The organism is Kitasatospora sp. NPDC033851, assembly GCF_055576085.1.
This window is the reverse complement of the sequence record NZ_JBVIRL010000008.1, coordinates 155,513-169,068: the sequence shown is the minus strand read 5'-3', so window position 1 is coordinate 169,068 and position 13,556 is coordinate 155,513. Positions and strand designations below refer to the sequence as shown.

Here is a 13,556-nt window from a genome sequence, read left to right as displayed (position 1 = left end):
TGCTCTCCTCCAGAATGTGGACGGGCCTCGGCCCCTTGCCGACGACGCCCCTGTCGACCGGACGGCGTCGCCGCCGGCCGGCCGAGGCCGCCGTCAACCGGCCGACACCCTGGTCAACCGGCCGACCGGGTGCCATGGTTCCCCGGTCGCGCCACCGGTGGACGTCCCTCCGCCGAACCCCCCGGGGGGCCTACGACCGCCCATCGTACGGACGGGATCCGGCCGCCCCCGGTTCCCCGGCACTGAACTCCCGGAACATCCCGGTCCACTTGGACGATCATGGGTTCGGCGGCGCCAAACCCCAGGAAGCGCAAGTCTTGGCAAAGTCCGACCCGGCGGGGACCGGTCCGGTCACGTTGTCCGAAGGGGTGGCGAACAGGCAGGATGGTCCGCTATGACGCACGTGATGGCCAAGGGCGCCAACATCGCACTGCCGGCGGCGGCGGTCCGCGCCGTGCTGCGCTGGAGCGCCACGCCCGGTGCGCCGGACGTGGACGCGTCCGCGCTGCTGCTCGGCGCCACCGGCAGGGTCCGTTCGGACGCCGACTTCGTCTTCTACAACCAGCCGCGCCACCCCTCCGGCCTGGTCCGCCACCTGCCCAAGCAGCAGACCTCCGGCGGCGCCGAGATCATCGACACGATCGAGGTCGAGCTCGGCAAGCTGCCCGCCGAGGTGGACCGCGTGGTGCTGGCCGGCTCCTCCGAGGGCGGACCCTTCCGCGCGGTGCCGGGCCTGCGGCTGCTGCTGTTCGACGCCACGGCCGGGGAGGGCGCGCCCGCGCTGGCCGAGTTCGGGATCAGCGACGCCGAGAGCGTCACCGCGCTGGTCGCGGGCGAGCTGTACCGGCGGTCCGGGTCGTGGAAGTTCCGGGCGATCGGCCAGGGCTACACCTCGGGGCTGATCGGCCTGGCCACCGACTTCGGCATCACCGTCGAGGACGAGGCGGCGGGCGCCGCACCCGGTCCGGCGCCGACCCCGGCGCCGGTCTCCACCGGCTCGCCCACCGGCGCGGTGGACCCGCGCAGCACCCCGCTGCCGGACCGGCGCTCGGCCGCCCCCGAGCCGGGCACCTTCACCCTGGCCCCGGCCGTCCCCCAGCCGCAGCCGCAGGCCTCCCCGACCCCGGTCGGCGCCACCACGGGCGCACCGACGGGCGCACCGACGGGCGCACCGCTCACCGCACCGCCGCCGCCCTCGACCCCACCGACCATGACGCCCCCGCCGGCGGCCCCGCCCACCGCGCCCCCGGCCGTCCCGCCGGCGCCGCCCACCCCGCCACCGGGCCACCAGCCCGGCACCGGCTACGGCTACCCCCCGCCGCAGCCCGGCACGGGGTACGGCTACCCGCAGCCCGGGACCGGTTACGGATACCCGCAGCCCACCCAGCCGTACCAGCAGCAGCCGGCCGCCGGTTACGGCTACCCCCCGCCGAACCAGCCCGTCCCGCCGCAGCCGCACCCGGGCGGCTACGGCTACCCGCCGCCCGGCACCGGCCAGCAGCCGCCCGTCCCGCCCCAGCCTCCGACGGGCCAGCCTCCCGCCGGCCAGTCCCCGGCACCCACCGGCGAGGAGTTCGCGCTGCCCCCGCAGGGCCCGCAGTTCCAGCCCCGCTGACACCCGTCCGGGGCGGCGGCCGCCCGACACCGGCGGCCCCGCCCCGAACGCGCGGCGTCCGTCAGTCGCCGCCCGGCTGGTTCTTGTAGCCGCGCTGCCACTGCATCCCGAACCCGTACAGCCGGTCGATGTCCGACTGGAACCCGTTGACGTACCGCACCTCGCGGCGCACCGTCAGCTGGTTGTCCCCGGCGTTCTCGATCAGCACCACGGCGCAGGAGCGCGCCGCCCGGGCCCGCTCCTCCAGCTTGATCTCGATCCGAGGACCGGTCTGCGGCACGATCGTCACCACCGCCTGCGACTGCTCGAAGGCCGGCGTGCCGTCGTAGATGTAGACGAAGATCAGCAGCCGCTTGAACTTGTCCTTCTTCTCCAGGTTGACGTACATCGTCTCGCCCGACGGCGCCCCGTACTGGTCGTCGCCGCTGAGCTTGACGTAGGGCGCGTTCTGGAGGTCGCCGAAGAGGCCGCCGAGCGGCTGCACCACGCCCGTGGAGCCGTCGGAGAGTTCGTACATGCAGGCCAGGTCGAGGTCGACGTTCATCGGCTCGTTGCCCTGCGGGGAGTCCGGCTCCCGCGGGCTGAGGATCCGCGGGCTGAAGAACCGCTTGACCGTGTCCCGGGTGCTCGAACGGCCGGTGCCGGCGCGCATCGACCAGTGCAGGTTGACGTAGAGGTAGCCGGTGGTGGCGGCCGACCCGGTGATCGCGTGCTGCGGGGCCGACTTGGTGAGTATGACCTTGTGCTGACCGCCCGGGTTGTCGAAGGTGTAGCTCCGGTCCCCGCGCAGGTACTCCCAGATCGAGACCATCCCGTCCTCTCCCCCTGCTCCCGCCAGGCGATCTGACGTTCCGCCGACCAATGATCGGGCATCGGCCCGGCCGACGGATACCCCGTCCACGCCCTCCCCTACCCCGCCAGGCGAACCACGGGCGAACCACAGCCGAACCGGCGGGTCGATTGGCCGGAGCAAGCCGCCCTCCCGTAACATGCCGCCCCTTCGGACGCGATATCGTCTAGCCGCACAGGTGTCCCGCCCGCCCCTGCGCGGGCGCGGTGGGGCAGCCGTGCGGTGACGAACAAACCGTCAGGCAGTGCCCGCGCGGCGGAACCTGACCGCCTGTGTCGCACTGTGAACCTGTCCCCTGCGGAAACCCGAGGCCCGACCCGCAATGAACCTGACCTCCATACAGCTGGTCTGGACCGTCGTCGGCGGCGCAGCCCTGCTGTTCGTCTCCGTCCTGATGGCGACGCTGCGTTTCAAGAACACGAAGAAGGACGAGGCCGGCGACTCCTGGGAGCGCAGCGAGGAGCGTCGCCGCCGCAAGGAGATGATCTACGGCATCTCCTCGTACACGCTGCTGTTCTGCTGTGCCGGTGTCGCCGCCGCGCTGTCCTTCCACGGCCTGGTCGGCTTCGGCAAGGAGAACCTGGGCCTGGCCGGCGGCTGGGAGTACCTCGTCCCGTTCGGCCTGGACGGCGCCGCGATGTTCTGCTCGGTGCTCGCCGTCCGCGAGGCCAGCCACGGTGACGCCGCGCTCGGTTCCCGGCTGCTGGTCTGGGTGTTCGCGATCGCCTCGGCCTGGTTCAACTGGGTGCACGCCCCGCGCGGCTTCGGCCACGCCGGCGCCCCGCAGTTCTTCTCCGGCATGTCGATCTCGGCGGCAATCCTGTTCGACCGCGCGCTGAAGCAGACCCGCAAGGCCGCGCTGCGCGAGCAGGGCCTGGTGCCCCGCCCGCTGCCGCAGATCCGCATCGTCCGCTGGCTGCGCGCCCCGCGTGAGACCTACGCGGCCTGGTCGCTGATGCTGCTGGAGAACGTCCGCAGCCTGGACGAGGCGGTCGAGGAGGTGCGCGAGGAGCGCCAGGCGAAGCTGGACGCCAAGGTCCGCGCCCGCACCGCCGACCGCCGCGAGCGCGCCGAGCTGAAGGCCATCTCCCGCCAGGGCGGCGGCATGCTGGCCCGGGCCCGCGGTGGCCGCCAGGTGCCCGCCCTCACGGCTGCCGGAGACGGCCCGAGCGCTACGGAGCCTGCCCTAGCCGCGGAGACTGACGCCACCTCCTCGACCTCGCACACCTCCACCGCTTCGGCGGAGCCCGCCGCCCTGGACAGCGGCCGCCGCCCCCGCGCCGCCGTGGGCTCCTCGTACTCCTCGTACTCGTCCCCCTCGACGTACTCGTCCGCCTCGTCCTCCTCGGGCTACTCGTCGTCCTCGGACTACTCGTCGTCCTCGGCCTATTCGTCCTCCTCGAGCTCCTCGAGCTCCTCGGCCGACACCTTCGGTTCGTCCCGTCGCGGCTCGTCCATCGACCTGTCGGCCGACGACGACACCCTGTCGATGCCGAAGCTGGACTCGCTGGAGCGCAAGCTGCGCGCGATCGAGCAGCAGCTCGGCTGACCCCACCCCCGCACGACGCGCGACGCACAACTCGGAACGCACAACTCAAAACGCGCACCACACGACGCACAACACACGACGCACAACGCGAAACGGCCGCCCCCGGGATTTCCCGGAGGCGGCCGTTTCGCATGTCCTGCCGGCGGCGGCTACGTGTCGGAGCCGACCAGCTCCGGTTCCTCGTCCGCGCCCTGGCGCCGGTTGCGCAGGATCGACGAGCCGAGCGCGAGGCCGATGAAGGCGACGCCGATCAGGCCGGTGACGATCTCCGGGATGTGGTACTTGATGCCGACCAGCAGGATCACGGACAGCGCGCCGATCGCGTAGTGCGCGCCGTGCTCCAGGTAGACGTAGTCGTCCAGGGTGCCCTTGCGGACCAGGAAGACGGTCAGCGAGCGGATGTACATCGCGCCGATGCCGAGGCCCAGGGTGATCTGGAAGATGTCGCTGGAGATGGCGAACGCGCCGACCACGCCGTCGAAGGAGAACGACGCGTCCAGGACCTCCAGGTAGAGGAACAGGAAGAACGCGGCCTTGCCGGCGACCTGGACGACCGATTTGCCGGACTTCTCCGCCTCCTCCTCGCGCTCGGACTCCTCTTCCAGGCCGGACTCGAAGATCGAGGACAGGCCGCCGACGACGAGGTAGGTGACCAGGCCGAGGACACCGGCGAGCAGAACGGTTTCGGCGTGCTCCCCGGCGAAGAAGTTGGAGGCCAGCAGCAGGGCGACCAGGGCGACGACGGTGGAGAAGGCCTCCAGCTTGCCGACCTTCTCCAGCGGGCGCTCGATCCAGGACAGCCAGTTGTAGTCCTTCTCCTCGAACACGAAGTCCAGGAAGATCATGAGCAGGAAGACGCCACCGAAGGCGGCGATCGCCGGGTTGGCCGCCTCCAGGTACTGGCCGTAGGTCAGGCCGTCGTAGGTCTTGTCGGAGTGCAGCGCGAGGTCGATGACCGTCGCTGGGTTGAGCTTCGCGGTGAGTCCGACGACCAGCAGCGGAAAGACCAGGCGCATGCCGAAGACGGCGATCAGCACGCCGACGGTCAGGAAGATCTTCTGCCAGTACGGGTTCATCCGCTTCAACACCGTGGCATTGACCACCGCGTTGTCGAACGACAGGGAGATCTCCAGGATGGAGAGGATCAGCACGATGCCGAAGCCTTGGGCTCCCCAGAGCAGTCCGGCCGCAGCCAGGCCGATGGCGGTGATCGCGAACGACCAGCCGAATGTGCGGAGGAACACGGGAGTTGGCTACCTTTCGGGTTCTGGCCGTGCCGGGGGCGGCCTCGTCCCCGAGACGCCCTGACCGGGCCGGGCCCGGTCAGGTCACCCCCGCACTGCCCTCAGTTCTCATGATCGGGTCGGGTGCGATGGTCCGATTTCCGCCCCTACTGTACGTTCACGCCGAAGTCGAGTGCGATGCCGCGCAGGCCGGAGGCGTACCCCTGGCCCACCGCGCGGAACTTCCACTCGCCCGCGTAGCGGTACAGCTCGCCGAAGATCATCGCGGTCTCGTTGGACGCGTCCTCGGACAGGTCGTAGCGGGCGATCTCCTGGCCGTCGACCGAGTTGACGACCCGGATGTAGGCGTTGCGGACCTGCCCGAAGTTCTGCAGGCGCGCCTCGGCCTCGTAGATCGAGACCGCGAAGACCACCTTCTCCGCCTGCGCCGGGACGAGGTCCAGGTTGACCAGGACCACCTCGTCGTCACCCGTGTCGTCGCCGCCGGTGAGGTTGTCTCCCTGGTGCTCCACCGAGCCCTCGGGGCTCTTGAGGTTGTTGTAGAAGACGAAGTACTCGTCACCGAGCACGCGTCCGCCACCGCAGAGCAGGGCACTCGCGTCGAGGTCGAACGGGGCGCCCGTGGTCGAACGGGCGGACCAGCCGAGGCCGATCTGGACCTGCGTCAGGTTCGGCGCGGCCTTGGTGAGCGAGACGTTGCCGCCCTTGGCGAGCGTGACCACCATGACGTTGTTCCTCCCTTGTTTCTCCCGGGGCGCCTTCCAGGTGTATCCCCCGCGGCCCCGGCCGACCGGCTTTGGTCGGCTGAACTTCCTGAACTCACATCCTCGCAGCGTGGCGGGCCACCGCGGCACCGGGTCGGACGAACTCCCGACCGGCCCGCGCCCGCCCGCGCGAACGGCGCCCCGAACCGCCGCGCGAACCACCACACGAACCGCCGCGCGAACGGCCGTACGAGAGGCCGCACGGGAAGCCACGCGAACGGCCGGCACGAAACGGGGCGGCCCGGACCTCCGCGGGTCCGGGCCGCCCCGGGTGAAGCGCGCCGCCGGGCGCCGACGAGGACTCAGACGTTGACGCCGAAGTCCTGGGCGATGCCGCGCAGGCCGGAGGCGTAGCCCTGGCCGATGGCGCGGAACTTCCACTCGGCGCCGTTGCGGTACAGCTCGCCGAAGACCATCGCGGTCTCGGTGGAGGCGTCCTCGGAGAGGTCGTAGCGGGCCAGCTCCGTGCTGTCGGCCTGGTTCACCACGCGGATGAAGGCGTTGCGCACCTGGCCGAAGCTCTGGCCGCGGTTCTCGGCGTCGTAGATCGACACCGGGAAGACGATCTTCTCCACGTCCGCCGGGACGCCGGCCAGGTTGACCTTGATCGCCTCGTCGTCGCCCTCGCCCTCACCGGTGCGGTTGTCGCCGGTGTGCTCGACCGAGCCGTCCGCGCTCTTCAGGTTGTTGAAGAACACGAAGTTGCCGTCCGAGGCGACCTTGCCCTGGGCGTTGCAGAGCAGTGCGCTGGCGTCCAGGTCGAAGTCCGTCCCGGTGGTGGTCCGGACGTCCCAGCCCAGGCCGACGACCACGGCCGTGAGCCCGGGGGCCTCCTTGGTGAGCGAGACGTTGCCGCCCTTGCTGAGGCTGACTCCCACGTGTCCTCCAAGAATCGGGAGGCACGCCCTGTGGTGCCCCCGGTGGTGCGGTCCGGGGCTCCGGGAGCGCACCTGCTCCCGCACCCCACTCCGCCAACGGCCCGAGCGTAGTACGCGGTTCCCGTCGGCAGCGCGGTTCCGCTCGGACACGACCGTCGGACACGGCCGTCGGGCACCCGAGCGGCGGGGGCGGGGGCTCAGAGCGCGGCGGGGGCGGCTCAGAGCGCGGCGAGGGCCTTCAGGTACTCCTGCTCGTCCCGGGCGTCCGGGAGGCCGTTGACGACGCTCCAGCGCACCGTGCCGGCCTTGTCGATCACGAAGGTGCCGCGCAGGGGGCAGCCGCGCTCCTCGTCGAGGACGCCGTACGCCCGGGTGACCTCGCCGTGCGGCCAGAAGTCGGCGAGCAGCGGGAACTCCAGGCCCTCGCGGTCGGCGAGGACGCGCTGGGAGAACTGCGAGTCGCAGGAGAGGCCGAGCACCTGGACGTCGTCGTTCTGCAGCCCGGCGAGTTCGCGCTGGATCGCGCCCAGCTCGCCGGTGCAGACGCCGGTGAAGGCGAACGGGTAGAAGACCAGCACGACGTTCTTCTCGCCGCGGAATTCGGCGAGCCGGACCGTCTCCCCGTGCTGGTTGTTGAGCTCGAAGTCCGGAGCCCGGGTGCCGACCTCGATGGCCATGGACAGGACCTTTCTGACGCGCGACCGCGCCGCGCGGCGGGCGCGGCAGGCCACATCCTGCCATTCGTCGACGCACGTTCGGCCGAACGGATGACGCGGGGCCGCCCGGCGCCCGTCTCCTTTCGCCCTGGGCGAACGCGCCACCACCCCTCGGCCGGGTTCCGGAGAGTCCCCTCCGGGCCCCCCGGGCCGCCGCCCCCAGGCCGCCTCCGGACGCCGAAGAGCACGAAAAGGCGCCGGGCCCCGTCGGAGCGTGACTCCGAGGGGGCCCGGCGCGGGGCTTCAGAACCCGTTCAGCGCTTGCCGCCCGGCTTCGCCGTGGACTTGGTCGCGAGCCGGGTGGCCGCCCAGTCCTTGGCGATGTTGATCGAGCTGGTCTGGGAGAGGCCGGCGGTCTTGGCCGCGTCATTGATCTCGGAGGCCTCGACGTGGCCGTCCCGCCCGGTCTTGGGCGTCATCAGCCAGATGATGCCGCCCTCGGCCAGGTACTCCAGGGCGTCGACGAGGGCATCGGTGAGATCCCCGTCCTCGTCGCGGTGCCAGAGCAGGACGGCGTCGGCGACGTCGTCGTAGTCCTCGTCGACGAGATCCGTCCCGGTGAGCTCCTCAATGCCTTCGCGGAGCTCCTGGTCAGTGTCGTCGTCGTACCCCAGCTCCTGGATGATCTGGCCCTCTTCGAAGCCGAGACGGGTCGCCGGGTTGGACTTGTCCGCGGGGTCCGCGGTCGCGCTCACGGGAATAACCTCCAGTATTCGGCTCGGCATCCATGCCAAGGCTGTGGCCGTAGTCCACACGGGCGCGGCGGTTCGCGCAAGTACCCGACCCCCGATCCCCTCCAAAGGTTGACGCGCCACACCGGAACACGCCGTTCCGACGTGTCGGGAATCACACCGATTTGCCCTTCTCTGCATAGGACAACGATGCTTCGGGTGGTCCCGGCCCACAGGCCGTACGTGTGCCCGAGATGCGAACGGCATTCGGGGTCCGCGCGTGCGCGGGCGTAGAGTCTCCTGTTGGCCCTCACCCCGGCCGCCCGCCATCGGGCGGACGGGACACCAGGTCGGACCACCTCTTTTCGTAACACCCGGGGGTGTACGGAGCGGACGGACACGCCCGCGCCACGCACCACCAGACCGGCCCGCCCACCAGGCGGAACGGTTACCGATCGGTAGAGATGACGGATCTCCGAGCGCGGTAGCACGATGGAGGCGGCGCGACACACCTCAGTTTCGACCGACAGTGAAGGAACAGCGTGGCTTCCGGATCCGATCGCAACCCGATCATCATTGGCGGCCTTCCGAGTCAGGTCCCGGACTTCGATCCCGAGGAGACCGCGGAATGGCTGGAGTCGCTCGATGCGGCCATCGACGAGCGGGGGCGTGAGCGTGCCCGTTACCTGATGCTGCGGCTGATCGAGCGCGCCCGCGAGAAGCGTGTCGCCGTGCCCGAGATGCGCAGCACGGACTACGTCAACACCATCGCCACCAAGGACGAGCCGTTCTTCCCCGGCAACGAGGAGATCGAGCGCAAGATCCTCAACGCGACGCGATGGAACGCGGCCGTCATGGTCTCCCGGGCGCAGCGCCCGGGCATCGGCGTCGGTGGGCACATCGCCACCTTCGCCTCCTCCGCGTCGCTCTACGACGTCGGCTTCAACTACTTCTTCCGCGGCAAGGACGCCGAGGGCGAGTCCGGCGACCAGATCTTCTTCCAGGGTCACGCCTCCCCCGGCATCTACGCCCGCGCCTTCCTCCTGGACCGACTGACCGAGCAGCAGCTCGACGCGTTCCGCCAGGAGAAGTCGAAGGCCCCGTACGGCCTGTCCAGCTACCCGCACCCGCGGCTGATGCCGGACTTCTGGGAGTTCCCGACCGTCTCGATGGGCCTCGGTCCGCTCGGCGCGATCTACCAGGCCCGGATGAACCGGTACCTGGAGCACCGCGGCATCAAGGACACCTCCGACTCGCAGGTCTACGCCTTCCTCGGCGACGGCGAGATGGACGAGCCCGAGTCGCTCGGCCAGCTGTCCCTGGCGGCCCGCGAGAGCCTGGACAACCTCACCTTCGTGGTGAACTGCAACCTGCAGCGCCTCGACGGCCCGGTCCGTGGCAACGGCAAGATCATCCAGGAGCTGGAGTCCCAGTTCCGGGGCGCCGGCTGGAACGTGATCAAGCTGGTCTGGGACCGCAGCTGGGACCCGCTGCTCGCGCAGGACCGCGACGGCGTGCTGGTCAACAAGCTGAACACCACGGTGGACGGCCAGTTCCAGACCTACGCCACCGAGACCGGCGAGTACATCCGCGAGCACTTCTTCGGCTCCGACCTGCGTCTACGCAAGATGGTCGAGAGCATGACCGACCAGCAGATCCAGCACCTGGGTCGCGGCGGCCACGACCACAAGAAGATCTACGCGGCGTTCAAGGCGGCCCGCGAGCACAAGGGCCAGCCGACGGTCATCCTGGCCCAGACGGTCAAGGGCTGGACGCTGGGCCCCAACTTCGAGGGCCGCAACGCCACCCACCAGATGAAGAAGCTGACGGTCGAGGACCTGAAGCGCTTCCGCGACCGGCTGCACCTGCCGATCACCGACAAGCAGCTCGACGAGGGCTACCCGCCCTACTACCACCCGGGCCGCGACTCGGAAGAGATCCAGTACATGCACGACCGCCGGCAGGAGCTCGGCGGCTACGTGCCGACCCGCAAGGTGCGCCCGCGCAAGCTGGAGCTGCCCGGCGACGACGCGTACAAGGCGGTCAAGAAGGGGTCCGGCAACCAGACCATCGCCACCACCATGGCGTTCGTCCGGGTGCTCAAGGACCTCATGCGGGACAAGGGCATCGGCAACCGCTTCGTGCCGATCGCGCCGGACGAGTACCGCACCTTCGGCATGGACTCGCTCTTCCCGTCGGCGAAGATCTACAACCCGCTCGGCCAGACCTACGAGTCGGTCGACCGGGACCTGCTCCTCGCCTACAAGGAGTCGCCGACCGGCCAGATGCTGCACGACGGCATCTCCGAGGCGGGCTGCACCGCCTCGCTGATCGCCGCCGGCTCCTCCTACGCCACCCACGGCGAGCCGCTGATCCCGGTGTACGTCTTCTACTCGATGTTCGGGTTCCAGCGCACCGGCGACCAGTTCTGGCAGATGGCCGACCAGCTGGCCCGCGGCTTCGTGATCGGCGCCACCGCCGGCCGCACCACCCTGACCGGTGAGGGCCTGCAGCACGCCGACGGCCACTCGCACCTGCTGGCCTCGACCAACCCGGGCGTCGTCGCGTACGACCCGGCGTACGGCTTCGAGATCGCGCACATCGTCCAGGACGGTCTGCGCCGGATGTACGGCTCCAGCGCCGAGCACCCGAACGGCGAGGACGTCTTCTACTACCTCACCGTGTACAACGAGCCGATCAAGATGCCGGCCGAGCCCGAGAACGTGGACGTCGAGGGCATCCTCAAGGGTCTGCACAAGTACGCTCCGGGCACCGCCGGCCAGATCCCGGCCCAGATCCTCGCCTCCGGCGTGGCCGTGCCGTGGGCCCTGGAGGCCCAGCGCATCCTCGCCGAGGAGTGGAACGTCAAGGCCGACGTCTGGTCCGCGACCTCCTGGAACGAGCTGCGTCGCGACGCGGTGGAGGCCGAGGAGTTCAACCTGCTGCACCCCGAGGAGCAGCAGCGCGTGCCGTACGTCACCCAGAAGCTCCAGGGCGCCGAGGGCCCCGTCGTCGCGGTGTCCGACTGGATGCGCGCGGTGCCGGACCAGATCTCCCGCTGGGTGCCCGGCCAGTACCAGTCGCTGGGCGCCGACGGCTTCGGCTTCGCCGACACCCGTGGCGCGGCCCGTCGCTTCTTCCACATCGACGCGCAGTCGGTCGTCCTGGGGGTGCTCACCGAGCTCGCCAAGCAGGGCAAGATCGACCGCTCGGCGCTGAAGGACGCGATCGACCGCTACCAGCTGCTGGACGTCACCGCGGCCGACCCGGGCGCCGCCGGCGGCGACGCCTGATCACCCGCTGGGCACTGAAGGGCCGGACTCCCCCGGAGTCCGGCCCTTCGTCGTCCGGTTCGCCGCTGGTCGCCCTCACCCACGCGTGAGGAGCGCCCACGACGTGCGCCGCCGGACACCACGACGGCCCCGGACTCCGCCGAGTCCGGGGCCGTCGCGTACGGGCGCGCGTCAGATGTGCACGGCGGGGCCCGCGTCGGTGGTGCCGCGGCGGGTGAGCAGGCCGAGCACGGCGGCGGTGAAGGCCACCACGGAGGCGACCGCGAAGGCGAGCGACATTCCGCTGACGAAGGATTCGTGGACGGCCCCGGCCATCGCGTCCACCGCCTGCTGCGGGGTGCCGGGCGGGGCCGGCGGGGCGATGCCGAGCTGGGCGGCCTGCTTGAGGCCGTCGGCCTGCGGGCCCTCGACCGGCGGCAGGCCGGCCTTGGCCCAGTTGCCGGGCAGTACGTCGCCGACCTTGGCGGCCATCAGCGCGCCCAGTACCGCGGTGCCGAGGCTGCCGCCGACCTGCATCGCGGACTGCTGGAGGCCGCCGGCCACGCCGGACAGCTCCAGCGGGGCGTTGCCGACGATCACCTCGGTGGCGCCGACCATGACCGGGCTGATGCCGAGGCCCATCAGGACGAACCAGAGCGACATCACGCCGGTGCCGGAGCCGGTGTCCAGGGTGGACATCCCGAACATCGCGGTGGTGGTGATCAGCATGCCGGCCACGATCGGGATCCGCGGGCCGAGCTTGCCGATCGCGATGCCGGCCACCGGCGAGCCGACGATCATCATGCCGGTCATCGGCAGCAGGTGGACGCCGGCCTCGACCGGCTTCATCCCGTGCACGTTCTGCAAGTAGAAGGTCACGAAGAAGATCGCGCCGAAGAACGCGAAGGCCATCAGCGCCATCAGCAGGACGCCCGCCGACAGCGGCACCGAGCGGAACAGGCTGAGCGGGATCAGCGGCTCGCGCGCCTTGCCCTGCCAGAACGCGAAGAGCGCCATCAGCGCCACCGCGCCGCCCAGGAACAGCAGCGTCCTCGTGTCGCCCCAGCCCCACTCGGGGGCCTTGATGATGCCGAAGACCAGCGCGAACATCCCCACCGACAGCAGCACGATGCCGGGCACGTCGAAGGACTTGGCGGCGTTCTCGGCCCGCACGTCCTTGAGGACCCACAGGCCGAGCGCCAGCGCGATCAGACCGACCGGGATGTTGATGAAGAACACCGACTCCCAGCTGACGTGCTCGACCAGCAGGCCGCCGACGATCGGGCCGGCCGCGGTGGAGGCGCCGATCACGCCGCCCCAGATGCCGATCGCCATGTTGAGCTTCTCGGCCGGGAAGGCCCCGCGCAGCAGGCCGAGCGCGGCCGGCTGGAGCAGCGCGCCGAACAGGCCCTGGAGCACCCGGAAGGCGATCACGGTCTGGATGTTGCCCGCGAAGCCGATCGCGGCCGAGGTGGCGGCGAAGCCGACGGCGCCGACCAGGAAGGTGGACTTGTGGCCGAAACGGTCGCCGATCTTGCCGGCGGTGATCAGGAAGACCGCCAGGGCGAGCAGGTAGCCGCTGGTGACCCACTGGATCTCGGAGGGCGCCGCGTGCAGCTTCTCCTGGATCACCGGGTTGGCGATGGCGACGATCGTGCCGTCCAGCGCGACCATCATGACGCCGACCGCGACGGTCAGCAGGGTCAGCCAGGGGTGCCCCTTGAGGCCGCCCCCGGGCGGTGGCAGCGGCGGGGCGTCCGCCTCGGAGTTCTTGACGACGGACTGGCTCATCTGGGCCCTCCGGGGACGTGGCTCGTTCGGAACGTGGTCGTGGCGCCCCGGCCCACCCGTCCCCACAGGTGCCCCGGCCCGACGGGCGCCACTCGCCGCAGATTATGTCAGTCGCTGACATTCGGCAAACAGTGACTTCTGGCCATTACTGACATTTGTCAGAACGCTAAGGTTGTGCTCCCACCCGCCACACCAGAGCCCCGGAA

The 13,556-nt window shown here is 70.6% G+C and carries 10 protein-coding genes; 3 read left to right on the top strand and 7 right to left on the bottom strand.

What is annotated here, in order from left to right; translation table 11 throughout:
• Positions 1-394 precede the first annotated feature (394 nt).
• Positions 395-1,615, top strand: a complete 1,221-nt coding sequence (locus ACZ51D_RS17955; protein ID WP_465620271.1) for a TerD family protein — start codon at positions 395-397, stop codon at positions 1,613-1,615.
• Positions 1,616-1,676: 61 nt separating this feature from the next.
• Here the strand turns inward: ACZ51D_RS17955 and ACZ51D_RS17950 are convergent, their stop codons facing one another.
• A complete protein-coding gene (locus tag ACZ51D_RS17950) occupies positions 1,677-2,426 on the bottom strand; it encodes a Tellurium resistance (protein ID WP_360492932.1) in 750 nt (249 codons plus the stop codon).
• A gap of 361 nt (positions 2,427-2,787) precedes the next feature.
• Here ACZ51D_RS17950 and ACZ51D_RS17945 point away from each other — a divergent pair, with 361 nt between their 5' ends.
• Positions 2,788-4,014 (top strand): DUF2637 domain-containing protein, encoded by a 1,227-nt coding sequence (locus ACZ51D_RS17945; RefSeq protein ID WP_465620268.1) that lies wholly within the window; start codon positions 2,788-2,790, stop codon positions 4,012-4,014.
• A gap of 149 nt (positions 4,015-4,163) precedes the next feature.
• On the opposite strand, the gene ACZ51D_RS17940 is transcribed toward ACZ51D_RS17945, so the two are convergent.
• From ACZ51D_RS17940 to ACZ51D_RS17920, 5 genes are all read right to left on the bottom strand, one after another.
• Positions 4,164-5,258, bottom strand: coding sequence for a DUF475 domain-containing protein (locus ACZ51D_RS17940; protein WP_360492937.1), 1,095 nt, complete (start codon positions 5,256-5,258; stop codon positions 4,164-4,166).
• Between the two features lie 146 nt (positions 5,259-5,404).
• Positions 5,405-5,983: a TerD family protein gene (locus tag ACZ51D_RS17935; protein ID WP_360492940.1), complete on the bottom strand. Its 579-nt coding sequence runs from the start codon at positions 5,981-5,983 to the stop codon at positions 5,405-5,407.
• A gap of 341 nt (positions 5,984-6,324) precedes the next feature.
• On the bottom strand, positions 6,325-6,900 hold the full coding sequence (locus tag ACZ51D_RS17930; RefSeq protein ID WP_465620266.1) for a TerD family protein: 576 nt from the start codon (positions 6,898-6,900) through the stop codon (positions 6,325-6,327).
• Between the two features lie 218 nt (positions 6,901-7,118).
• Positions 7,119-7,577: a peroxiredoxin gene (locus ACZ51D_RS17925; RefSeq protein ID WP_465620264.1), complete on the bottom strand. Its 459-nt coding sequence runs from the start codon at positions 7,575-7,577 to the stop codon at positions 7,119-7,121.
• A gap of 293 nt (positions 7,578-7,870) precedes the next feature.
• Positions 7,871-8,311 carry a DUF3052 domain-containing protein gene (locus ACZ51D_RS17920; protein WP_360492949.1) on the bottom strand — a complete coding sequence of 147 codons (441 nt, stop codon included), beginning with the start codon at positions 8,309-8,311 and terminating at the stop codon, positions 7,871-7,873.
• A gap of 518 nt (positions 8,312-8,829) precedes the next feature.
• Between ACZ51D_RS17920 and aceE the strand changes: the two genes are divergently transcribed.
• Positions 8,830-11,580, top strand: a complete 2,751-nt coding sequence (gene aceE / locus ACZ51D_RS17915; protein ID WP_465620262.1) for a pyruvate dehydrogenase (acetyl-transferring), homodimeric type — start codon at positions 8,830-8,832, stop codon at positions 11,578-11,580.
• 171 nt (positions 11,581-11,751) lie between these two features.
• Here aceE and ACZ51D_RS17910 read toward each other — a convergent pair whose 3' ends face one another.
• Complete coding sequence (locus ACZ51D_RS17910) at positions 11,752-13,350, bottom strand: MFS transporter (RefSeq protein WP_465662758.1); 1,599 nt, start codon at positions 13,348-13,350, stop codon at positions 11,752-11,754.
• Positions 13,351-13,556 lie beyond the last annotated feature (206 nt).